Origin of the sequence: Rhodopila globiformis (genome assembly GCF_002937115.1) — a bacterium.
Classification (GTDB): domain Bacteria; phylum Pseudomonadota; class Alphaproteobacteria; order Acetobacterales; family Acetobacteraceae; genus Rhodopila; species Rhodopila globiformis.
Window position 1 is genome coordinate 1 of sequence record NZ_NHRY01000031.1, and the last position, 23,134, is coordinate 23,134.

Here is a 23,134-nt window from a genome sequence, read left to right on the forward strand (position 1 = left end):
TCCCATTTGGTGTGATTTAGGCTCTCGAATTCGTCCATTGATGGAACTCCATCAGCGTGTGCTTTGGCGGCTCACGCTCCAGAGTTTCATTGATGGGCGAACCGGGGCCTACCCCCGCAAATGTCAAACTGCTGCTGCCTCCCCGGCAGAGCCGGGGGAACTCCCGGTTACGTTAGAAACGTTAATCCGGCACAGTTCAGCTTGTATCGGAGACAGATGGACTCGTATAGAGGAATTATTGCCCCCACAACCGGCTCTCACTTGGGGACAGTAGCAACCCCAGGCGGCCGGAGGGAGTCCTCGTGGCCGCGGTAAGACGGAGCAGGCGCCGATGTGCGGAATTGCCGCAGCGATCAACTGGGACGGGGCCGAGGCCGCGGTGCGCGGGATGCTCAGCGGCCTGATGCATCGCGGCGATGTGGACGACCCGGTGCTGTCGCCAGCGCACGATGCCGCCATGGCGACACGACGCCTGCGCATCGTCGATGCCGAACGCGCCGTGCAGCCTCAGTTCTCCTTCGACAACCGTTATGTTGTCGTGTTCAACGGCGAGATCTACAACCACGAGGCTCTTCGCCGGGAACTGGAGGGGATGGGCGTGGTCTTCCGCACCCATTCCGATACCGAGGTCCTGGCCAATGCCCTGCGCGCCTGGGGGGGCGGAGCGCTGGGACGGCTCGTCGGCATGTATGCGTTCGTGGCTTTCGACGTGAAGACCCATGAATTCCTGGCCGCGCGCGATCCGCTCGGGGTCAAGCCGCTGTACGTCATCATGTCAAAACGAAGCATTCTGTTCTGCTCCGAGATCCGCCCCTTGCTCGCCGCGAGCGAAATCGGCGAGGTCATGCTGCTGCCGCCGGGCCAGGCGCTGACCCGCAATGCCTTGACGCCCTTTGTCCGGCTTGGCCCTGAACCGGACTCCAGGCGGACCGCCAACGATCCTGCCGTGCTGGACAGCCTCCTGGAAGCGGCCGTGCAAGCCCGCATCCCGCCCGACCTGCCGTTCGCGACGTTCTTCAGTGGAGGAATCGACAGCACGTTGATCGCATCCTACGCGAGTTGCGTTCGCCCGGGCGCGCCAGGCTATTTCCTCGGCGGGCCGGAAGCGCCCGACTATGCCTACGCTGCCCGCTATGCCGACATGACCGGCTATGATCTGCGCGTGGTCTCCCTGCCGCCGGACGACGGCATTGGCCTGATCGGGAACGTCGTCACGAGCGTGGAGACATTCGAGCCAGGCGTCGTCCGCGACGCACTCTGCGGCTATCTGCTGTCGCAGCGTGCGCACGCGGATGGCTTTCGCGTTGCCCTCTGTGGTGAAGGCGCCGACGAGCTGTTCGCCGGCTACCTTCCGCTGGAAATGGCTTACGCCGAAGGCGCCGCCTACGGTGACCCGGTGCGCCGGCAGTGCCTGGAGATGATGCACCGTTCCAACCTGCAGCGGGTCGATCGTTGCGGCATGCGCTTCGGCCTGGAGGTGCGCACGCCGTTCCTTGATTCGTCGGTCGTCGCGTATGCCCTGGCGCTCGATGCTCAGGCCCTGGTCCGCGAGACGGCTGGCACCCCCGTCGGCAAGCAGCCGTTGCGCGCCCTGTTCGACCTGCACGCCGATCGGCTGCCGCGCGAGATCGCCGTCCGCGCCAAGATGCCCATGCACCGTGGCGCCGGCTTCGACGCCAGCCAGAAGGTGTCCCCGTGGATCCGCCACGCCGAGGCGACGATCTCCGACCAGGAATTCGCCGAGGCCCAACGCGAGTACAAGGCCTTCGACCTCTGCGCGAAAGAGGAGTTGCTCTACCTTCGCCATTTGACCCAGACTCTGGATGTCAATCGCGTGCCCCACCTGAAATCAAGGCTGCGGCTGAATTTTCCGACTTTGAAACGGATGGAATGGGCGGCGGACTTCACACCGTAGCATGGTTTTCTGAGCGTATCAAACGAATGACGCTGCTTTCAACCAGCCACACATGAACACGAACGCGCCGCGGCTCTACAGCGGACCGCAGGTAGGTTGGGACGCGCAGTCGCTGCCTCATCATCCCAACTGACTTGCGGTCTGCTGTAGCCCGCTTCGCCCGGCAACGGGCTCGGTGGGCAAGACCGGCGTCCGTCCGCTCGAGGCGGCAATGGCCGATGGTCCGGCTTCGCAGCGTCAGCCCGCCGCGGCTACGCCTCCCGCAGCGCCGCCAGGATCGCGTCCCGCACGGCCTGGTCCTGCGCCTGCACCGCCTGCGCCACCGCGCGCATCTGGCCGCGCAGCGTGTAAAGCTGGTCGAGCAGCGACAGCACCAGCGGCATCATCTCCTCCTGCACCGCCATGTCGCGCCGCAGGTCGCGGATCAGCCGCACCCGGGCGACGTCGATTTCCTGGAACTCCCAGTCCGAGTCGCTTGGCGCGGGATGCACCCAGCCGCGCTCCACCCAGGCCAGCAGTTCGGTTTCCCCCAGGTCGGGGAACAGGGCCACCACGGCCGTCAGGCGCATCATGAGCCCTCCCTCGGGTTGACCGCCCGCCGCGGCGTCCAGGTCTTCAGGAATTCCGCCAACTCAGGCTCATTGCCCGGCGGCAGCACCACCTGAAGCTGCACGAACTGGTGGCCCGAGCGGATGCCCTTGCCGCGCAGCCGCAGCCGCGTGCCGGTGCCGGAGCCGGCCGGGACCGTCACCTTCACCGGCCCGTGGATCGTCGGCACCTCCAGCGCGGAGCCCAGCACGGCCTCCTGCAGTGTCACCGGCAGGTCGCTGATGATGTCGTCGCCGTCGCGGTGGAAGCGCGGGTCGGGGGCGACGGTGATCTCGATCAGGGCGTCGCCGGCAGAGGCGCCGTTGTAGCCGGGGCCGCCCTGGCCGCGCAGCCGCAGCACGTGGCCGTCCTCAGTGCCGGGCGGAATGCGCACGTCCAGCGTCTTGCCGTCCGGCAGGCTGAGGCGCCGCGTCGTGCCGGTGGCGGCGTCGATGAAGCTGACGGTCAGCGAGTACTGCATGTCGCGCCCACGCCGGGGCCGCCCGGTCGCGCCCCAGTCGGAGCGGCGGCCGCCCTGGCCGAACGCCTGGGAGAAGAATGACTCCAGGTCTTCCTGGCTGAAGCCGCCGGCGGGCTGGTACTGCTCGTGGCCGGCGGTGTCGCGGTACCACTGGCGCTGCGGGTGGATCTCGTGCCCTTCGGCGTCGATCTCGCCGCGATCGAACTTGCCCCGCTTCTCCTTGTCGGACAGCAGGTCATAGGCCGAGCTGATCTCGCCGAACCGGGAAGCGGCATCCGCCTTGCCCGGGTTGACGTCGGGGTGGTGCTTCTTCGCCAGCTTGCGGTAGGCCGCCCGGATCGCGGCCTCGTCGGCCGTCCGCTCCACGCCCAGGATTTCGTACGGGTCTTTCATCGATCCGTCCAGTTGGCGATGCGGCGGGGCGGCGTCAAGTGCCGGTCCACACCGGTTGCCGCTTGCCCAGGAAGGCGTCGATGCCTTCTTCCGCGTCCCGGGCCAGCATGTTACGGGTCATGACCTCGGCGGCATAGGCGTAGGCCGCGGACAGGTCCATTTCCGCCTGGCGGTAGAACGCCTCCTTGCCGATGGCCACCGTCAGCGGACTTTTGCCGGCGATCTGCCGGGCCAGCGCCAGCGTGGCGTCGCGCAGCGCGGCCTCGGGCACCACGCGGTTGACCAGCCCGAGTTCGCGGGCGCGGTCCGCCGGCACCATGTCGCCGGTCAGCAGCATCTCCATCGCCGCCTTGCGGCCGATGCCGCGGGTCAGCGCCACCATCGGCGTGGAGCAGAACAGGCCGATGTTCACCCCCGGGGTGGCGAATCGCGCCGTCTCCGCCGCCACCGCCAGGTCCGCCGAGGCGACCAACTGACAGCCGGCGGCGGTGGCGATGCCGTGCACCTGGGCGATGACCGGCTTCGGCAGCGACACGATCCGCTGCATCAGCCGTGAACACAGGGCGAACACCGCCTCATACGCCGGCCGCGTCGGCGTCGCCCGCATCTCCCGCAGATCGTGCCCGGCGCAGAAGGCGGGGCCGTTGGCGGCGAGGATGACGACCTTCACCGCCGTGTCGGCGGCAATGGCAGCCAGTTCGGCGTCCAGTGCCTCCATCAGGCCCAGCGACAGCGCGTTGCGCGCCTGCGGGCGGTTCAGCGTCAGAGTCGTGATGTGTTCGCTATCGTGGCGGAGCAGGATATCGGTCATGATTGAGAGTATAGCAGAAGGACGCGTCATGCCGAATACCCGCCCCCAGCCCCGCGGAGAGCTCTCGCTGCGCACCGTGGCGATGCCCGCGGACACCAACCCGAACGGGGACATCTTCGGCGGCTGGATCATGTCGCTGATGGACCTCGCCGCCGGCACCGCCGCCGGCAGCCGGGCGAAGGGCCGCGTCGCCACCGCGGCGGTGTCGAACCTGAACTTCCTGCAACCGGTGAAGGTGGGCGACGTGGTGTGCGTCTATACCGACGTTGTGCGCACCGGCCGGACCTCGATCGCGGTCGACGTGGAAGCCTGGGTGCTACGCCGCAACCAGGGCGAGCGGGAACGGGTGACGTCGGGGGAAATCGTCCTGGTCGCGGTCGACGACACCGGCCGGCCGCGGCCGTTGCCGCCGGAGTGAGGCGTCCAGGCGTTGGAACAGCGGCGGTCGGTGCCCGCCCGTCATGCTGGGCGCAGGCCTGGCATCGACGCCTTTGCTGATGGCAGCACCGTAAGGCGCGGATAGCAGCCTCGCGGCCGCCATGACCGCAGAGCGGTCCTGCTGCCTGTTGCGCCTGATTTATCGAGGTGGTTCGCATTGGCTTGAAAGCCTGGCCGTGCGCTGCGACAGGAACAGCCCAGCCGCGGTCGATCCACCCCGCGGCCGGCAGATCGCCCCGGTTCCTGCTCTGCGTGCTCTGCGCGCCGCTCTGCGATCTCTGCGTTTTAAAAAAACGCGGTGCCGCAACAAAGACCGGCGCTGCGAATGAGTCACCCGGCCCCAAAACGGTGGTGGCGCCCCGCCCACCGCGATTCAATGCAGAGCACGCAGAGCGGCGCGCAGAGCACGCAGAGAAGAAATTCGGACGACCTGCCGCGATCGCTGTGCGTTGACCGCCAGGCCCGGCTCATCAGCGCCAGGATAATGAGAACCGGATCTTCACCGCCCATGCGGACTGAACCGCCCGCCCGGCGACCCAGGCTGTCAGGCCCGCGGCGGCCGGTGGCCCAGCGCCAGCGTGACCCGGCATGCCGCCGCCTGCCAAAGCGCCCGGAGACTCTCCGCCAAGGCCAGCGCGATCTGCCGGTTGCCCTCGGCGTGCCGCAGTTCGACGTCGCCCATGGCTTCCAAATACGTCATGATCCCAATCCTCTCGGGTTGCCGGCCGCCGGCCTGGGGCAGGCGCCGGAAGAAGTCCCGGACTCCATTTGGCCCCCGCATGCTGCAATGCAGCATATTGTTCCTCATGGCAGCATCCCGCTTGGCGAAACCCGCTTCCTCGGGCAGTGTGCCGCCCCGTTGGATCTGCATCGAGGAACGCCCATGGCCAGCCTGCCGAACTACTTCCCGGGTTTGAATTTCGACCTGGGTGAAACCGCCGAGATGCTCCGATCGCAGGTCCAGGCCTTCGCGGCGGACGAGATCGCCCCGCGCGCGGCGCAGATCGACCGCGACAACGCCTTCCCGATGGATCTGTGGCCCAAGCTGGGCGCGCTCGGCCTGCTGGGCGTGACCGTGCCCGAGGAATACGGCGGCGCCGGCATGGGCTACCTGGAGCACGTCGTCGCGGTGGAGGAAATCTCCCGCGCCTCGGCCGCCGTCGGCCTGTCCTACGGCGCGCATTCCAACCTGTGCGTCAACCAGATCAAGCGCAACGGCTCGGACGCGCAGAAACGCCGCTACCTGCCCGGCCTGCTCGACGGCAGCAAAGTCGGCGCCCTGGCGATGAGCGAGCCGGGGGCGGGGTCGGACGTCGTCGGCATGCGCACACGGGCGGAAAAGCGCGGCGACCGATACATCCTGAACGGCAGCAAGATGTGGATCACCAACGGCCCGGACGCCGACGTGCTGGTGATCTACGCCAAGACCGACCCGGCCGCCGGCCCGCGCGGCATCACGACGTTCCTGGTGGAGAAGGGATTTCCCGGCTTCTCCACCTCGCCCAAGCTGGACAAGCTGGGCATGCGTGGCTCGAACACCTGCGAACTGGTCTTCCAGGACTGCGAAGTCCCCGAGGAGAACGTCCTGGGCCAGATCGGCAAGGGCGTGAACGTGCTGATGAGCGGCCTGGACTACGAGCGCGTCGTGCTCTCGGCCGGGCCGATCGGCATTATGCAGGCTTGCATGGACGTGGTGGTGCCGTACGTGCATGAGCGCAGGCAGTTTGGCCAGCCGATTGGCGAGTTCCAGTTGATGCAGGCCAAGCTGGCGGACATGTACACCACGATGAACGCCGCCAAGGCGTATGTGTATGCCGTGGCGAAGGCCTGTGATCGCGGCGAAACGACCCGCAAGGATTCGGCCGGCGCGATCCTGTACGCCGCCGAGAAGGCGACCTGGATGGCGCTGGAGGCGATCCAGGCGCTGGGCGGCAACGGCTACATCAACGACTATCCCACCGGCCGGCTGCTGCGTGACGCCAAGCTGTATGAAATCGGCGCCGGCACCAGCGAAATCCGCCGCATGCTCATCGGCCGCGAACTGTTCAAGGAGACGGCGTGATGGGAACTGTCCGTCTCTTCGTCGTAGCCGGGACGAGCCGCATGCAAACCAGGACACAGGAGGGCCGAAGCAGGACCGTCTCTTTATCGTCATGGCCGGGCGTGTCCCGGCCATCCACCCACCGCCGTCGAAGCGCGGATGGCCAGGACACGCCCGGCCATGACGGGGAGGCAACGGACCTGGCCACCAGATTCTTTGCCCCAGTCCGCCCAATCCAGACTCACAAAGGGGCACGCCCAACCACGACGGGATGCGTCCCCGCATGACTACGATCCGCTCCGACATTTCCCTCCGTTCCCCCGACTTCGCCGCCAACGCCGCCGTCATGCGCGGCCTGGCAGCCGATCTGCGCGACAAGATCGCGACCATTGCACAAGGCGGCGGCGCCAGTGCCCGCGAGCGCCACAAATCCCGCGGCAAGCTGCTGCCGCGTGAGCGCGTCGCGGCGCTGATCGACCCCGGCTCGCCGTTCCTCGAATTTTCCCAACTTGCCGCCTACGGCCTGTACGGCGGCGAGGTGCCGTCCGCCGGCATCGTCACCGGCATCGGCCGCGTCTCCGGCCGCGAATGCGTCATCGTCGCCAACGACGCAACGGTGAAGGGCGGCACCTACTTTCCGATGACGGTGAAGAAACATCTCCGCGCGCAGGAGATCGCGCGGCGGAATAATCTTCCCTGTGTCTATCTGGTGGACTCCGGCGGCGCCTTCCTGCCGATGCAGGACGAGATCTTCCCCGACCGCGAGCATTTCGGCCGCATCTTCTTCAACCAGGCCAACATGTCCGCCGAGGGCATCCCGCAGATCGCCGTCGTCATGGGTTCCTGCACCGCCGGCGGCGCCTATGTTCCGGCGATGAGCGACGAGAGCATCATCGTCCGCCGCCAGGGCACCATCTTCCTCGGCGGCCCGCCGCTGGTGCAGGCGGCGACGGGGGAAATCGTCTCGGCCGAGGACCTGGGCGGCGCCGACGTGCACGCCCGCACCTCCGGCGTGGTGGATCATTACGCCCGCAACGACCACCACGCGCTGTCGATCTGCCGCCGCATCGTCGCCGGCCTGAACCGCGGGAAAGCCGTCGGCCTGGACGTGCGCAAGCCCGAGCCGCCGAAATACGACCCCGCCGAACTTTACGGCGTCGTGCCGGCCGACGTGCGCGCGCCCTATGACGTGCGGGAGGTGATTGCCCGCATCGTCGACGGCAGCGTGTTCGATGAATTCAAGCGGCTGTACGGCACGACGCTGGTCTGCGGCTTCGCCCACCTGTACGGCTACCCGGTCGGGATCGTTGCCAACAATGGCATCCTGTTCTCGGAATCCTCGCTGAAGGGCGCGCACTTCATCGAACTGTGCAGCCAGCGCAACATCCCGCTCATCTTCCTCCAGAACATCACCGGCTTCATGGTCGGCCGCAAATACGAATCCGGCGGCATCGCCAAGGACGGCGCCAAGCTGGTGACAGCCGTATCGACAACCGCGGTGCCGAAACTGACGCTCATCATCGGCGGCAGCTACGGCGCCGGCAACTACGGCATGTGCGGCCGCGCCTATGACCCGCGCTTCCTGTTCATGTGGCCGAACGCGCGGATTTCCGTCATGGGCGGCGAGCAGGCCGCCGGCGTGCTGGCCACCGTGCGCAGCGGCTCCGCCGACTGGACGCCGGAGCAGGAGGAGGCGTTCAAACAGCCGATCCGGGAGCAGTATGAAACGCAGGGGCATCCGTATTACGCCAGCGCGCGGCTGTGGGACGACGGGATCATCGATCCGGCCGACAGCCGCCGCGTGCTCGGCCTGTCGCTGTCGGCGGCGTTGAACAAACCCAGGGCGGACACGCGCTTCGGCGTGTTCCGGATGTAACCGCCATGTTCCGCACTCTTCTGATCGCCAACCGTGGCGAGATCGCCTGCCGCATCGCCCGCACCGCCCGCCGCATGGGCGTCGAAACGATCGCGGTGTACTCGGAAGCCGACGCGCACGCCCTGCACGTGCAGGCGGCGGATCGCGCCTACCCGATCGGCCCCGCCGCGGCGCGGGACAGCTACCTGAATATTCTTCGCATCATCGAAACGGCCCGGATCGCCGGCGCCGAGGCGATCCATCCCGGCTACGGCTTCCTGTCGGAAAATCCCGCCTTCGCCGACGCCTGCGCGGAGGCCGGGATCATCTTCGTCGGCCCGCCCGCGGCGGCGATGCGGGCGATGGGATCGAAGGCCTCGGCCAAGGCGCTGATGGAACGGACCGACGTGCCGCTGCTGCCCGGCTACCATGGCGAGCGGCAGGACCCGGAGTTCCTGGCCGATCAGGCGGCGCGCGTCGGATTCCCGGTGGTGATCAAGGCGGTCGCCGGCGGCGGCGGGCGCGGCATGCGGGTGGTGTCCTCTGCCGCGGATTTCGCCACGGCGCTCGGTTCCGCCCGGCAGGAGGCCGCGTCGTCATTCGGCGACGACCGGGTGCTGGTCGAACGCTACCTGCAACGGCCGCGCCATATCGAGGTGCAGGTGTTCGCCGACACCCACGGCAACGCCGTGCATCTGTTCGAGCGTGACTGCTCCGCCCAGCGCCGCCACCAGAAGGTGCTTGAGGAGGCGCCCGCGCCCGGGTTAAGCGAGGCGCAGCGCCAGGCCATGGGCGCCGCCGCCGTCGCCGCCGCGAAAGCCGTCGGCTACGTCGGCGCCGGAACGATCGAGTTCGTCGCGGAAGGCAACGGCTTCTTCTTCCTGGAGATGAACACCCGCCTGCAGGTCGAGCATCCCGTCACCGAAATGATCACCGGCTTCGACCTGGTGGAATGGCAGTTGCGCGTCGCCGCCGGGGAGCCGTTGCCGGTGGCGCAATCCGCCATCCCGCTGAACGGCCACGCCATCGAGGCGCGCCTCTACGCCGAGGACCCATCCCGCGATTTCGCCCCCTCGGTCGGGCGTTTGGCGCTGTTCCGCACGCCGCCGGAAAGCGCGTCGGTCCGCATCGACACCGGGTTCGCCACCGGCGATACGGTGTCGATCCATTACGACGCCATGCTGGCCAAGCTGATCTGCCACGGCCCGACGCGCGACGCCGCGCTGCACCACATGAGCCAGGCGCTGGCCGGCTGCACGGTGGCCGGCGTTGCCAGCAACCTTGACCTGCTCGGCCGGATCGTTGCGCACCCGGCGTTCGCCGCCGGCGGCATCGACACCGGGTTCATTGCGCGCGAGGCGGCGACGCTGCTGGCCGGGCAGGGGGCACCGCCGTCCGATGTGCTGGCCGTCGCCGCGCTGGCGGTGATGTGCCTGGAGGCGCGGGCCACCGGCGACGATCCGTGGGACGCGCGTGATTTGTGGTGGATCAACACCACGCCCGTCCGCGTGCTGGAGTTCACGGACGGCACCGCCGGCTATCCCGTTTCGGTCACGCGCGACGGCGATGCCTGGCGTATCGGCGACAGGCTGGGCTCGGCCGAGGCGCTGCCCGATGGCCGGTTGCGCGTGGCGCTGGATGGCGTCTGGCGCACCGTCAGCGCGACGCTGGACCATCACGTGCTGACGCTGCGCGACAACGGCCTGACCTGGCGCCTGACCCTGCCCGACCCGCTCGCCGCCGCCGATGACGAAGAAGACGCGGCCGATCGGCTGGTGGCGCCGATCCCGGGGCTGGTGACGCAGGTCGTGGTGGCGGAGAACGAGGCGGTGACGCGGGGGCAGGTCCTGGTGGTGCTGGAGGCGATGAAGACCGTGTTCCGCCTGACCGCGCCGGCCGATGCGGTGGTGGCGAAGGTGTCCTGCGCGCCTGGGGAGATGGTGCAGGAAGGCCAGGTGCTGGTGGCGTTCGGCGAGGAGGCGGGCGAGGCGGCAGAGGCTGGGGCGTAGCCTGAGGGTTGTCTGCTCTTTGCGCTGTCGATTCATAGCCGGGCAGGTGTCGGCGTCGCCGGTGCGTACCGGCTGCGGCGGTGCTTGCTGCAGCCGCCGAGGGCCACGAAGGCTTCCGGGGGTGGCGGCGTGGGTGCCACCCCGGCGAGGCCTGAAACTTCCGGGCGCTCCGCGCGGAACACCTGTCGTGCGCGGCGCATCCTCTCCCATGAAAATGTGGTCTCGCAGGCGCCAATGGGTGGGCCGCGCGGAGTCGTCTTCCTGTCGTCATGATCGGGACACGCCCGGCCATGACGGAGAGGCAACGGACCTCGCGCCTGTTTTCGGCCGTCCCTGCCGCCGCTATCGCGGGTGCGGGGGACATCTGGACGGTTTCGCCGCCAGGTCCCATGAAGGCGAGGCATCTCGCCGCGGGAACTGACCAATGACCGAATTGATGCGCGGACCGGGAAGGCGCCGGCAATGACATACCGGCGCAGAAGCGTCCTGGCCCTGGCGGCGTCAGCCGTCGCCGGTCGTGCGCTGACCGGACCGGTGTTTCCGCTGGCAAGCGCCGACGGCACGCTGCCATCGTCCGCGCCGGTGAGCGGCTTTGTCACCGATGTGCGGACCGCCGGGGCGGTGGGCGACGGCAAGGCGGTCGATACGCCGGCGGTCAACCGGGCCATCGAGCTGGCGGCCTCGATGGGCGGCGGCATCGTTCACTTTCCTGCCGGAACGTACCGCTGCCATTCTATCCGCCTGAGGAGCTTCATTGCGCTTTCCCTTGCGCCTGGCGCGGTGATCCTGGCCGCGGAGGTCCCGCGCGGCGGCACGGCCACCGGCGGCTACGATGCCGCGGAGTCCAACGCGCCGTTCGAGCAATACCAGGATTTCGGCCACAATCACTGGCACAACAGCCTGATCTGGGGCGAAGGCCTGCACGACATCGCGATCCTCGGATCCGGCCTGATCTGGGGCAAGGGGCTGAGCCGCGGCGACTCGGATCCCGATCTGCCGAAGGAGGCAGCGCCCGGCGCCGCCAACAAGGCCATTGCGCTGAAGAACTGTCGCAACGTGATCCTTGAAGGCTTCGCCATCCTCGCGGCCGGGCACTTCGGCATCCTCGCGACCGGCGTGGACAACCTGGCGATCCGGAACGTTCGCATCGATACCAACCGCGACGGCATGAACATCGATTGCTGCCGCAACGTGCGGATTTCCGGCTGCAGCGTGAACGCGCCCTGGGACGACGGGATCTGCCTCAAGAGCACGTTCGCCCTCGGTCATGCGCAGCCGACTGAGAACGTGACGATTTCCGACTGCTACGTGACCGGGGGATACCGCGTCGGCACGCTGCTCGACGGCACCCTGCGACGTTTTGGCATCGATCCCGCCGAGCGGGCACAGCAGCCGACCGGCCGCATCAAGTTCGGCACCGAGTCGAACGGCGGCTTCAGGAACATTGCCATAACCAACTGTGTCTTCGAGACCTCCCGCGGGCTGGCGCTGGAATGCGTCGACGGTGGCGTGCTGGAGGACATCAGCATCGCCAACATCACGATGCGCGAGGTGCAGGGCGCACCGTTGTTCCTGCGCCTCGGCGCGCGGCTGCGCGCTCCAGCGGGAACGCCAACCGGCGCAATCAGGCGGATCGTGATCAGGGGCCTGGTCTGCGATGGCCCGGACTCGGACATGCCGTCGATCATCTGCGGCATCCCGGGACATTCCATTGAAGACGTAACGATCAGCGACGTCGAGGTGGCGCAGAAAGGCGGTTCGGCGGACCACGCCATGCCCGACCCGCCGGAACGGGAGGCGGCCTATCCCGAGCGACGATGTTCGGCCGCCTGCCCGCATGGGGGCTCTACATCCGCCATGCCCGCGACATCTCGCTCAGCGCTGCGCGGTTGGCGACGGCGGCGCCCGATGCGCGGCCGGCGTTTCGGCTTGTCGACGTGGACGGCGCCGATTTCTTCAGGATCAACCTGCCGCATCGCGACGGCGCGGCATTCCTGCTGACGGATGTCAGCCGCTTCCGGGTCTCGGGCAGTTGGGATGTGCCCGACATGAAACTGCGAACGGTCGCCCAGCGGCGGATCTGACGCCGGTGCGCCTTCGTCATATCCGCCCGGTTTGCGCCCGGCCCGTCCTCCTGTATTGAGTCGCCGTAACAGCAACAGGAGGAAGCGTGGCACCAGAAACCGGCCTGCGGTCCGTCGCTGACAGCGTCCCGCTGGACTGGGATGCCGTCCGCACCCACCTGGCCGCGCACGGCCATCGGCTGGACGCCGAGCCGCCGCCGCGCCAGTTCGCCGGCGGGCTGGCCAACCTGAACTACCTGATCCATCTCGACGGCAAGCCCGCGGTGCTGCGCCGCCCGCCGATGGGGGACCTGCCCGCCGGCGCCTACGACATGGCCCGCGAGTTCCGCATCCTCTCGCGCCTGCCCGACGCGCTGCCGTTCATCGCCCGCGGCCTGCACCTGTGCGACGACCCCTCGATCATCGGCCAGCGCTTCCAGATCATCGAGTATCGCCCGGGCCTGGTGATCCGCGAGCACATGCCGCCCGACCTCGCGCACCGGCCGGAAATCGGCGCGCGCCTGTCGCACGTGCTGCTGGAGACCATTGCCGCGATCCATGCCGTCGACACCAAGGCCGTGGGCCTGGACGACCTCGGCCGCCCGGAGGGGTTCCTCGCGCGCGCCGTCGCCGGCTGGCGCAAGCGCGGCCTGGCGGCGATGGAGGCGGGCACCGACGCCCTGCACCACGACGTCGGCACCTGGCTGGAGCGCAACATCGTCCCCGAGGGGCCGCCGGGGCTGCTGCACAATGACTTCAAGCTCAACAACATCATCCTGAACCCGGACGACCTGTCGCCGCGCGCGGTGGTGGACTGGGACCAGGGCACCCGCGGCGACCCGCTGTTCGACTTCGCCACGCTGCTGACCTACTGGGTGCACGCGGACGACCCGCAGCCGATGCACGACATGGCGCAGATGCCGGCGGTCGAGGCCTGCCTGTGCCCGCGGCAGGAGGCAGTTGCGGAATACGGCCGCCTGTCCGGCTGTGACATGTCCAACTTCCTGTTCCACCGGGTGCTGGCGATGTACAAGCTGGCCGTCATCTTCCTCCAGCTTGGCCTGCGCTACCGCAGCGGCGCCACGCAGGAGCCGCGCTATGCGCCGCTGACCGGCATCGGCACCGGCATCCTGGAATTCACCCACGAGATCGCCCAGGGACGGGCTTTCTGACGTCATGGGCGGCCATGACGAGGGGACGAAGACCTTGCGCCGCAAGCCGCTTTGTCCTGACGGCTCCGAAGCCTGCCCGGCCATCCACGACATTGCGAGGAACGCCACATGGACTTCTCCCTGACCCCCGACCTGCTGGAACTCCAGCAACGCACCCGCGCCTTCATCCGCGATAAAATCATCCCGCTGGAGAGCGACCCGCGCCAGACGCCGCATGGCCCCACCGAGGAATTCCGCCGCGAACTGGTGGCGCTGGCGGCGGCCGAGGGGCTGGTGGCGCCGCATGTCGGCGTCGAATACGGCGGCCTCGGCCTGTCGCATGTCGGCAAGGCGGTGGTGTTCGAGGAATCCGGCTACTCGCTGCTTGGCCCCGTCGCGATGCACATCTTCGCCCCCGACGAGGGCAACATGCACCTGCTGGAAGCAGTTGCGTCCACGGAACAGAAGGAGCGCTGGCTGCGCCCGCTGGCCTCCGGCGCCACGCGGTCGTGCTTCTGCATGACCGAGCCCGCACCCGGCGCCGGCTCCGACCCCGCCGCGCTGCGCACCACCGCGCGCAAGGACGGCAACCACTACGTCATCAACGGCGACAAGTGGTTCATCACCGGGGCTGAGGGCGCCGCCTTCGCCATCATCATGGCCAAGGACGACGACGGCAATGCCACGATGTTCCTGGCCGACATGGACACGCCCGGCATCGAGATCGTCCGCACCATGGACAGCCTCGACCACGCCTTCGCCGGCGGCCACGGCGTGGTGCGGTTCAACAACCTGCGGGTGCCGGCGAGCGACATCCTGGGCGAGCCGGGCAAGGGCTTCCGCTATGCCCAGGTGCGGCTGGCGCCGGCGCGGCTGACGCACTGCATGCGCTGGCTCGGCACCGCGCGGCGGGCGCACCAGATCGCCACCGACTACGCCCTGCGGCGCGAGGTGTTCGGCTCGAAGCTGATTGGCCACGAGGGCGTCGGCTTCATGCTGGCCGACAACGAGATGGACATCCGCATGAGCCGGCTGTCGATCCTGCACACCGCCTGGACGCTCGACCAGGGCGCCCGCGGCACCGTGGAGTCGTCGATGGCCAAGGTGTTCGTCTCGGAAGCGGTGTGGCGGGTGGTGGACCGCAGCGTGCAGGTGCTGGGCGGGCAGGGCGTCACCGGCGAGACGCTGGTCGCGCGCATCTTCAACGAGGTCCGCGGCTTCCGCATCTACGACGGCCCGTCCGAGGTGCACCGCTGGAGCATCGCGCAACGCATCGGCCGCAACGGGGCAAACTGGTGAGCGCCATGGACACGCACGACTTCGACCTGACCGGCAAGGTCTGCATCGTCACCGGCGCCGGCCGCGGCATCGGCCGCGGCATGGCGGAAGGGCTGGGCCGCCACGGCGCCTCGGTCGTGCTGACCGGCCGCACCCGCGCCACGCTGGAGGAAACCGCGGCCATCATTGGCGAGCGGGCCTGGGTGTTCCCGGCCGACGTGACCAAGGAGCCGGACATCATCGCGTTGCGCGACGCGGTGCTGGCGCAGTTCGGCCGGATCGACGTCCTGGTCAACAACGCCGGGGTCAACCCGATCCTGAAAACCATCGAGAAGACCACGCTGGAGGACTGGAACCACATCCTGGACGTCAACCTGACCGGGCTGTTCCTGTGCTGCAAATACCTGGGCGGCGCGATTGGCGAGGGCGGGTCGGTGATCAACGTCAGTTCCATCGCCGGGCATGGCGGGCTGCTGCGGTCCACGCCGTACTGCGCGTCCAAGGGCGGGGTGGAACTGTTCACCAAGGCGCTGGCGCTGGACTGGGCGAAGCGCGGGGTGCGGGTGAATGCGCTGGCGCCGGGCTGGGTGGACACCGACTTGACGCACGGCTTTCTCGGCCACGACGTGCACGGCAAGCGCAGCCTGGAGCGCACGCCGCTGGGCCGGTTCGGCACGCCGCGCGACATGGCGGGCGGGGTGGTGTTCCTGGCGAGCGACGCCTCGGCGTTCGTCACCGGGCATAGCCTGGTGATCGACGGGGGGTGGGGCGTGGAGTAATACCAGGAGTCTGATTCGACGACCGGTCCCTGCCGGCGAACCCACGCGCGTGGACCGCCCCGGGAACTATTGCCGCGATCAATGCTTTGTCCCGGCAAGACGGATGGAGTGGCACGACCGCTGCCTGTTCGCAGGGACGCCATCTGCGTTCATTTGCGTTCATCTGCGGTTCTTTAACCAGGCACGCTCAGCGCGGCCCGGACCGACCGCCGCCGCTCCGGCCGGGATGCAGCGGGGTTGTTCATTCTACGGAATAAAGGAACCGCAGATGAACGCAAATGAACGCAGATGGCCTGCGGCTCCGGCGGCTTTGTCCGACCGCGCATAGCGGCTGGCACAAACTGATCATGACGGCGCCATGGACGATGGGTCACCGGTCCGGACCGCTGGTGTAACGAGCCAGTCGGCGTCTGCCCCGAGGGACCGCCCCTGAATGCCCTTGCGTTCACGGGATCTCATCACACGTGTGAGCCTGCATTGCGGCAATTCAGCGAAGGATGCTCATGCGGATTGTCATCGTCGGGGCCGGCGTGGTGGGTGCGAGCGCGGCTTTTCATCTGTCCCGAGCGGGCGCGGACGTCACCATCGTCGACGCGCAGCGCGACGGCCGGGCCACCGCCGCCGGGGCCGGCGTCCTGTGCCCGTGGCTCTCCAGCTCGGACGATGAGGCCTTCTACCGCCTGTACGCCGCCGGGGCGGCCTATTACCCGAACCTGGCCGGCCTGCTGGCCGAGGCCGGGGAAACCGACCTTGGCTACCGCCGGTGCGGCGCCCTGCTGGTTTCGGCCGACGCCGAGGAGCTTGACTGGTCCGAACGCCTCGCGCTGCGCCGCCAGACGCACGCGCCGGCGATGGGGGCGGTGAGGCGGCTGTCGCCGCCGGAAACCCGGGCGCTGTTCCCGCCGCTGCGTGGCGACCTCGGCGGCATCTTCATCGAAGGCGGCGCGCGCGTTGACGGCCGGCGCCTGGCCGCGGCGCTGCTGCGGGCGGCGCGCCGCCACGGGGCGGCGGTGGTGCAGGAGCATGCGACGGTGCGGGCTACCGGCGGCCGCGTCACCGGCGTAGAGGCCGGCGGCGCGCGCTACGCCGCCGATGCCGTGCTCGTCTGCGCCGGCGCCTGGGCCATGAACCTTCTCCGCCCGCTCCAGGCCCATCGGGTGGTGCAGCCGCAGCGGGGACAGATCGTGCACATGCGGCTGGAGGGGGCGGACACCGGCGCCTGGCCGATCATCCTGCCGCCGGGCGCTCATTACCTGGTGCCGTTCGAGGACGGACGGGTGGTCGCCGGCGCGACCCGCGAAACCGGCTCCGGTTTCGACTATCGCGTTACCGCCGGCGGCCAGGCCGAGGTGCTGGCCGAGGCGCTCAAAATAGCCCCTGGCCTGGGCGCGGCGACGCTGGTGGAAACGCGCGTCGGGTTCCGGCCGATCGGCCCGGGCGTGCGGCCCTGGCTGGGCTGGGTGCCGGAAGTGGACGGCCTGGCCATCGGCAACGGCCTGGGCGCCGCGGGCCTGACCATCGGTCCCCTCGCCGGGAGGCTGCTGGCGGACCTGGTGACCGGGCAGGGCAGCCTGCTGGATCTGGCGCCGTTCGATCCGGGGCGGGGGCAGGGCGCGCAGGCCGAGGGAGCCGCGGCGCTGCGGCAGGCGCAGGCGGGCGGTCAGGATTCGACGACGCGGGCTGGCCGGGTATGCTGCTTCCTGCATCATACGGAGCAGCTCGTTGGAATCCGTGATCACCAGACGAGGCCGGGTGACCATTCCGAAGGCCATACGGAATCATCTCCACCTGCAAGCGGGTGATCACGTCAAATTCTTCCTCCATCCGGATGGTCATGCGGTGCTGTTGCCGAAGCTGCCCGTCTCGGTGTTGCGCGGGCTGGTCAAGTCCGCAGCAGGACCTGTGACGATCGAGGCAATGACCGATGCCGCCGGAGCCAGTGCCCGTGACAGGCGCAGTCGGCTCAAAAGGACAGGAACGCTTTGATAAGCCAGATCGTCCGCTGGCCGCGCAATCAGTCCTGTCAGGACGTCTGTTCGGCGCGGTCCAACCGATCCAGAACCTCCAGCGCGTGCCCAGTGTGGGCTTCCGACGCCAGCGCCCGAAACCGGCCTTCGACAGCATGCGCAGCGAGTGCCGCGGATCCCAGGCTCTCGATCAGGCGGTCGAGGCTCATGCCGCGCGCGGTCGCCAGGTCCCGCAATTGCCGGTAGGTTTCTTCCGGCAGTTCTATCGTCAGCGTCGTCATTGCAATCGCTCCAGGCATGCCGCCGGGATCAGAACCGCCATGTCATCCCATATCAGCTCACCATGGCGCAAATCGCGCACGTTATGTGTGATGATCGCCCGCGCTCCACCGGCAACGGCCAGTTCAAACAGGTGAGGCTCTTGTCGGGTTCCGGGGTGGTCGGGTGAGGCGTTCCACGGCCGCGAAATCCAACCAGAACCGTGTTGAAAAGGTCCACGACAATGCCCTGTCGGATGACGTGCGCCCCCGCTGCGGCAACAGCCCCGCTGCATTTGCGTTCATTTGCGTTCATCTGGGTTCATCTGCGGTTCCATTTCTGCTTTGGCGCAGCACGCACGCGTTGGAACATCCCTCCCGCCGCCACGCTGATGCAAGAACCGCAAATGAACGCAGATGAACGCAAATGGGCCGGTGGTGAACCGGACCTCCGAACATAGGGTCGGCCGCGCGCCGATCGTTGCCGGGACGCTCGGTTGCGGTTTTCAAGGGACCTGCCGGGTTCCGGATGGGCGGTGAAGCGTCTCACCACCCCGAAATCCAACAAGAGCCACAGGTGATTGTCGCCCTCATCAGGCAGGTTCGAGCGCCAGGCAAACCAGATGGTGATCCACTCGCCCGCGGCGGCCAGCGCAGTCAGCATCGCCCGCCGCTCCGTTGGCGCGGTTTCCGGCGTCCATACCGGCCGCCCCAGCAGGGCTTCGTATTCCAGCCATAGGGCATTGAAGAACAACGGACGGTAAACGCCCGCCAGACTGCGGCGAACGATCTGCCGGGAAGCGCCGCCACCGGAACGCAACGCGGAGACAAAGACGCTGGTGTCGATGACGGCCGGAATGGCCATCCTACCGGTTCATCCCCCGCACCGCCTCCACCACCGCCTTCGTCACCGCCTGCGTCGTGGCCGAACCGCCCAGGTCCGGCGACAGGATGCCGGCGGCGCAGACCTGCTCCACCGCCCGCATCAGCAGGTCCGCGGCGGCCTTCTCCCCCAGGTGCTCCAGCATCATCGCCCCGGTCCAGAACGTCCCCACCGGGTTGGCGATCCCCTTGCCGGTGATGTCGAACGCGCTGCCGTGTATCGGCTCGAACATCGACGGGCTGCGCCGCTCCGGGTCGATGTTCCCCGTCGGCGCGATGCCCAGCGAGCCTGCCAGCGCCGCCGCCAGGTCCGACAGGATGTCGGCGTGCAGATTGGTCGCCACCACCGTGTCGAGGCTGCGCGGGCGGCGGACCATCCGCATCGTCATCGCATCGACCAGTTCCTTGTCCCAGGTCACGTCCTTGTAGTCGTGGCTGACCAGCGCGGCGATCTCGTCCCAGAACACCATCCCGTGCCGCTGCGCGTTCGACTTCGTCACCACCGTGAGGTGCCTGCGCGGGCGCGACCGGGCGGTCTCGAAGGCGAAGCGCATGATCCGCTCTACCCCGCGGCGGGTGAAGATCGAGGTTTCGGTGGCAACCTCCTCCGGCAGGCCGCGATGCGTCCGGCCGCCCTGGCCGGCATACTCGCCTTCCGAGTTCTCGCGGATGATCATCCAGTCCAGGTCGCCCGGCCCGGCGTCGCGCAGCGGCGAGGTGACGCCGGGCAGGATCCGCGTCGGCCGCACGTTGGCATACTGGTCCAGCCCCTGGCATATCGGCAGCCGCAGGCCCCACAGCGTGATGTGGTCCGGGATGTTGGGATCGCCGACGGCGCCAAAATAGATCGCGTCCGCCGTGCGCAGCCAGGCCAGCGCGTCCGCCGGCATGAACGCGCCGTGCTTGCGGTAGCGGTCCGACCCCCAGTCGTAATGATCGACCGCCAGTGAGAACCCGCCATCGCGGGAGGCGACGGCGTCCAGCACCTCCAGCCCGGCGGCGATGACTTCCGGCCCGATCCCGTCGCCGGGGACGGAGGCAATGCGGTACTGGCGGGTCATGGACGGCTCCTTATTGGTTATGCCGCCTTTGGTAGCGCGCGCAGGCAAGGGAACCAAGCCGTGGCGGGCGGCGTCGTGGCGTGGTAAAATGCAAATATGGTTGCTCTTCGGAAACCCGTGCCGACGCACATGACCGTCGAGGCCTTCCTGCGCTGGGACTCCGACGACGTCACCGGCCGGCGTTGGCAGCTCGTGGACGGCGAACCGGTGCTGATGGCGCCGGCGGCTGACGCGCATGCGCGCATCCAGGCGGAACTCGTCCGTTTGCTGGGCAATCACCTGCTCGCCGCCGGAAGCGCGTGCAGTGTTGTCGTTGCGCCCGCGATCGTGCCGCGCGTTCAAGCCAATGAAAACTTCCGCATCCCCGATCTCGGCGTCACCTGCGCACCGCCTTCAGGCGGCGTGGCCGTGCCGGAACCGGTGCTGCTGATCGAAATCCTGTCCCCGGGCAACGAGGCGCAGACGCGGTCGAACATCTGGACCTACACCACGATACCCAGCGTGCGGGAAATCCTCGCCGTCCGTTCCACCCGGATGGAGGCCGAACTGCTCCCCCGCGGCAGCGACGGCAACTGGCCGCCAACGCCGGCAATCATCCGCCCGCCGGCGCAACTTGAGCTGTCCAGTATTGATTTGATCCTGCTTATTACGGATATCTACCGCACGGCTGGCTTGTCAAAGTAACGAACAAGTCATGTTGGCCGGGCTGGGCTGGAATGTCCCGCTTTCTCGTTGCAACGCAACATGCGGCCGCCCATACACCGTGCCAGACGACAGCGCACCGCTGCCGCCCGCAAGGAAAGGGGTCGCACCCGATGCGTATCGTCCTGCCGCAAAGCCTGCGCGCCATCTTCGCCCGATCCACGCCGCATGACGAACACCTGCTCGCCGGCGCCGATGAAGAAGCCGTTCAGGCCCTTGGCGTCAGCCAGCCCGTCCTGTCGGGCTTCCAGCAGGATGTCGCCGTGCTGTGCCCCGACCTGGTGCATGAGGCCCAGCTCAGCTTCGCCCGGAAGTAATCCCGCTACGCCAGCCTGATGCGGCCCGCGCCGTCCTGCGCGGCCTCCACTTCGCCAATCACCGCCGCGCTCAGACCCTCGTCCAGCAGCGCATCCAGGCAGTCGCCCGCCCGGCCGATCGGCACGCCCAGCAGCAGCCCGCCCGAGGTCTGCGGATCGGCCAGCAGCGCCAGGTCCGGCGTGTTCGCCACCTCCCCGAGCAGCCGCCGGTTCTCCGGCGCCAGCGTGCTCTCGATTCCCTCCGCCGCCAGCGCCCGCGCGCCTGGCAGGATCGGGATCGCCTCCAGCCGCAGCACCGCCGACATGCCGGAGGCGCCCAGCATCTCCATCAGGTGCCCGGCCAGGCCGAAGCCGGTGACGTCGGTGCCGGCGCGCGGCCGATGATCCATCGCGATCCGCGCCGCCACGGCGTTGGTCGTGCGCATCGAGTCGATCGCCGCCGTCAGCCACGCCGCCCGCGCCAGCCCGCGCATGTGCCCCGCCAGCACGATACCCGTGCCGATCGGCTTGGTCAGGATCAACTGGTCGCCGGGCTGCAGCCCGCCCTTGCGCAGCACCTTGCCGGAATCCACCAGCCCGGTGACCGAGAAGCCCAGCGCCGGCTCGGCCGCCTCGGCGCTGTGCCCGCCGGCCAGCAGGCAGCCGTCCGCCTGCAAGACCTCCACTGCCCCCTGCAGCATGGCCGACAGCTCCGCCCGCATCTTGTGCCCGGGGCCATAGGGCACCGAGGCGATCGCCAGCGCCGTCCAGGGCATCGCGCCCATGGCGTGCAGGTCCGACAGCGCGTGCGCGGCGGCGATCTGGCCGAACAGGAATGGATCGTCCAGAAACGACCGGAAGTAATCGACCGATTGGACCAACAGCTTCCCCACCGGCGGCTTCAGCACCGCGCCGTCGTCGCGCTTGGCCAGCAGATCCGGACCATCCGGCTTCGGCAGCGAGGCCAGCGCCGCCGCCAGCACCTCCGCGCCGACCTTGGCGCCGCAGCCGCCGCAGCGCATGGCGGCGTCCGGGTCCGCCGGCATCCGCATCTCGGTGTACATCCGCATCCAGCGGCGGTCGATGCGGTCCTTGATGCGGGCGACCTGGCGGCCCTGCACCGCGATCCCATTTCGCCAGGCGACCGCCCGGCCGTTGCCCAGGCCCAGGATCACCAGCGCGTGCCGCTGCGGCCGCCAGCGCTCCAGCGGCTTGCCGGTGGCGGCGCGGCGCAGGTTGTCCGCCAGCGGCCCGCCCGCGCGCACCGCCCAGACGCCCGCCTTCGGCCGCGGCTGGCCCTCCAGCGCGGCGCAGTCGCCGGCGGCGAAGATGAACGGGTGGCTGACGCTGGACAGGTCGCGGTTGATGCGGATGCACCCCGCGCGGTCGCAGGCAACGCCGGAGGCGGCGAGCAGCGGCGGGCCCTCGACGCCCGTCGCCCACAGCGCCGTGGCGACATCCAGCGCGGTCTCGTCCGACAGCAGCAGGCGTCCCTGCTGAATGCCCAGTGCCGTCACGCCGCAGACCAGTTCCACCCCGGCCTCCGCCAGCGCCCGGCGCACCGCGCGCCGGGCCGCGCCGGGGGCCTCGGTGATCGGCCCGGCGGTGGCGCAGATCAGCGCCAGGCGGAACGCCGCCTTGAAGCGCACGGCCAGGGCCAGGGCCAGCTCGCATCCCGCCGCGCCGGCGCCGACGATGGCGATGCGGGAGCCCGGCTCCAGCGCGTTTTCCAGCCACTCCAGCTGGTCCAGGAACCGGCCGATGGGCTTGACGCCGATGCCGCCCTCCGGCGGCACCACCGGCACGCCCCCGATATCCACCGACAGTAGATCAAATCCCACCGCCGGCCGATCGGCCAGGGCGACGGTGCGGGCGTCGGGGTCGATGGCGACGGCTTCGCTCAGGATCAGCCGCGCCCTTGCCATGGCGGCGAGCGGGGCGAGGTCGATATGCGCCTGCCGGTAGGCGTACTCGCCGCGCAGCAGGCCGGGCAACATGCCTGAATAGGGGGTCTCCGGCTCGCGGCCGATCAGGGTCAGGCGCACGCCGGGCTCGGGCTGCAGGGCGAAGCGGCGCAGCACCTCGACGTGGGCGTGGCCGGCGCCGAGCAGCACGATGTCGGTCTCAACCGGGCGGGACGATTGCATGAGGACACAGTATCGTGGTC

Annotated in this window: 21 protein-coding genes; 13 read left to right on the forward strand and 8 right to left on the reverse strand. The window is 68.8% G+C overall.

The window, feature by feature from the left end; all coding sequences use genetic code 11:
* The first annotated feature begins 388 nt into the window (after nt 1-388).
* Nucleotides 389-1,915: an asparagine synthetase B family protein gene (locus tag CCS01_RS00935; RefSeq protein ID WP_158258172.1), complete on the forward strand. Its 1,527-nt coding sequence runs from the start codon at nt 389-391 to the stop codon at nt 1,913-1,915.
* A gap of 251 nt (nt 1,916-2,166) precedes the next feature.
* On the opposite strand, the gene CCS01_RS00940 is transcribed toward CCS01_RS00935, so the two are convergent.
* The 3 genes from CCS01_RS00940 to CCS01_RS00950 are packed head-to-tail and all read right to left on the reverse strand — an operon-like array spanning nt 2,167 to nt 4,188.
* A complete protein-coding gene (locus tag CCS01_RS00940) occupies nt 2,167-2,487 on the reverse strand; it encodes a chaperone modulator CbpM (protein WP_104516959.1) in 321 nt (106 codons plus the stop codon).
* The gene (locus CCS01_RS00945; RefSeq protein WP_104516960.1) at nt 2,484-3,377 is read right to left on the reverse strand and encodes a DnaJ C-terminal domain-containing protein; all 894 of its coding nucleotides are present in this window, start codon (nt 3,375-3,377) and stop codon (nt 2,484-2,486) included. The genes CCS01_RS00940 and CCS01_RS00945 overlap by 4 nt, the downstream gene beginning before the upstream one ends.
* Before the next feature lie 34 nt (nt 3,378-3,411).
* A complete protein-coding gene (locus CCS01_RS00950) occupies nt 3,412-4,188 on the reverse strand; it encodes an enoyl-CoA hydratase (protein ID WP_104516961.1) in 777 nt (258 codons plus the stop codon).
* 28 nt (nt 4,189-4,216) lie between these two features.
* On the opposite strand from CCS01_RS00950, the gene CCS01_RS00955 reads away from it, so the two are divergent.
* Nucleotides 4,217-4,606, forward strand: coding sequence for an acyl-CoA thioesterase (locus tag CCS01_RS00955; protein ID WP_104516962.1), 390 nt, complete (start codon nt 4,217-4,219; stop codon nt 4,604-4,606).
* 564 nt (nt 4,607-5,170) lie between these two features.
* Here the strand turns inward: CCS01_RS00955 and CCS01_RS33425 are convergent.
* Entirely contained in the window at nt 5,171-5,326 is a 156-nt protein-coding gene (locus CCS01_RS33425) for a hypothetical protein (protein ID WP_158258173.1), read from the reverse strand.
* A 183-nt stretch (nt 5,327-5,509) separates the two neighbouring features.
* Here CCS01_RS33425 and CCS01_RS00965 point away from each other — a divergent pair, with 183 nt between their 5' ends.
* The 9 genes from CCS01_RS00965 (at nt 5,510) to CCS01_RS35955 (ending at nt 17,788) form a co-directional block, all read left to right on the forward strand.
* Entirely contained in the window at nt 5,510-6,688 is a 1,179-nt protein-coding gene (locus CCS01_RS00965; protein WP_104516964.1) for an isovaleryl-CoA dehydrogenase, read from the forward strand.
* A gap of 262 nt (nt 6,689-6,950) precedes the next feature.
* Complete coding sequence (locus tag CCS01_RS00970; RefSeq protein ID WP_104516965.1) at nt 6,951-8,543, forward strand: carboxyl transferase domain-containing protein; 1,593 nt, start codon at nt 6,951-6,953, stop codon at nt 8,541-8,543.
* Between the two features lie 5 nt (nt 8,544-8,548).
* Nucleotides 8,549-10,531, forward strand: a complete 1,983-nt coding sequence (locus tag CCS01_RS00975) for an acetyl/propionyl/methylcrotonyl-CoA carboxylase subunit alpha (protein WP_104516966.1) — start codon at nt 8,549-8,551, stop codon at nt 10,529-10,531.
* 462 nt (nt 10,532-10,993) lie between these two features.
* Entirely contained in the window at nt 10,994-12,532 is a 1,539-nt protein-coding gene (locus tag CCS01_RS00980; protein WP_204848096.1) for a rhamnogalacturonidase, read from the forward strand.
* A gap of 169 nt (nt 12,533-12,701) precedes the next feature.
* On the forward strand, nt 12,702-13,766 hold the full coding sequence (locus CCS01_RS00985) for a phosphotransferase family protein (RefSeq protein WP_104516967.1): 1,065 nt from the start codon (nt 12,702-12,704) through the stop codon (nt 13,764-13,766).
* Nucleotides 13,767-13,874: 108 nt separating this feature from the next.
* On the forward strand, nt 13,875-15,044 hold the full coding sequence (locus CCS01_RS00990) for an acyl-CoA dehydrogenase family protein (RefSeq protein WP_104516968.1): 1,170 nt from the start codon (nt 13,875-13,877) through the stop codon (nt 15,042-15,044).
* 5 nt (nt 15,045-15,049) lie between these two features.
* A complete protein-coding gene (locus CCS01_RS00995; protein WP_104516969.1) occupies nt 15,050-15,802 on the forward strand; it encodes an SDR family NAD(P)-dependent oxidoreductase in 753 nt (250 codons plus the stop codon).
* Nucleotides 15,803-16,305: 503 nt separating this feature from the next.
* Entirely contained in the window at nt 16,306-17,604 is a 1,299-nt protein-coding gene (locus CCS01_RS01000) for an NAD(P)/FAD-dependent oxidoreductase (RefSeq protein ID WP_104516970.1), read from the forward strand.
* Nucleotides 17,555-17,788, forward strand: a complete 234-nt coding sequence (locus CCS01_RS35955; protein ID WP_158258174.1) for an AbrB/MazE/SpoVT family DNA-binding domain-containing protein — start codon at nt 17,555-17,557, stop codon at nt 17,786-17,788. Before CCS01_RS01000 ends, CCS01_RS35955 begins: the two co-directional genes overlap by 50 nt.
* A gap of 37 nt (nt 17,789-17,825) precedes the next feature.
* Here the strand turns inward: CCS01_RS35955 and CCS01_RS01010 are convergent, their stop codons facing one another.
* The 3 genes from CCS01_RS01010 to CCS01_RS01025 all read right to left on the reverse strand — a co-directional run bounded on the left by CCS01_RS01010 (nt 17,826) and on the right by CCS01_RS01025 (nt 19,969).
* On the reverse strand, nt 17,826-18,050 hold the full coding sequence (locus CCS01_RS01010) for a toxin-antitoxin system HicB family antitoxin (protein WP_104516972.1): 225 nt from the start codon (nt 18,048-18,050) through the stop codon (nt 17,826-17,828).
* 298 nt (nt 18,051-18,348) lie between these two features.
* On the reverse strand, nt 18,349-18,891 hold the full coding sequence (locus CCS01_RS01020; protein WP_104516973.1) for a PIN domain-containing protein: 543 nt from the start codon (nt 18,889-18,891) through the stop codon (nt 18,349-18,351).
* Between the two features lies 1 nt (nt 18,892).
* Nucleotides 18,893-19,969 carry a tartrate dehydrogenase gene (locus tag CCS01_RS01025; protein ID WP_104516974.1) on the reverse strand — a complete coding sequence of 359 codons (1,077 nt, stop codon included), beginning with the start codon at nt 19,967-19,969 and terminating at the stop codon, nt 18,893-18,895.
* A gap of 129 nt (nt 19,970-20,098) precedes the next feature.
* Here CCS01_RS01025 and CCS01_RS01030 point away from each other — a divergent pair, with 129 nt between their 5' ends.
* Together CCS01_RS01030 and CCS01_RS01035 are read left to right on the forward strand one after the other, a co-directional pair.
* Nucleotides 20,099-20,653 carry a Uma2 family endonuclease gene (locus CCS01_RS01030; protein WP_158258175.1) on the forward strand — a complete coding sequence of 185 codons (555 nt, stop codon included), beginning with the start codon at nt 20,099-20,101 and terminating at the stop codon, nt 20,651-20,653.
* 131 nt (nt 20,654-20,784) lie between these two features.
* On the forward strand, nt 20,785-20,988 hold the full coding sequence (locus tag CCS01_RS01035; protein ID WP_104516976.1) for a hypothetical protein: 204 nt from the start codon (nt 20,785-20,787) through the stop codon (nt 20,986-20,988).
* A gap of 5 nt (nt 20,989-20,993) precedes the next feature.
* Here CCS01_RS01035 and selD read toward each other — a convergent pair whose 3' ends face one another.
* Complete coding sequence (gene selD, locus CCS01_RS01040) at nt 20,994-23,114, reverse strand: selenide, water dikinase SelD (protein ID WP_104516977.1); 2,121 nt, start codon at nt 23,112-23,114, stop codon at nt 20,994-20,996.
* Nucleotides 23,115-23,134 lie beyond the last annotated feature (20 nt).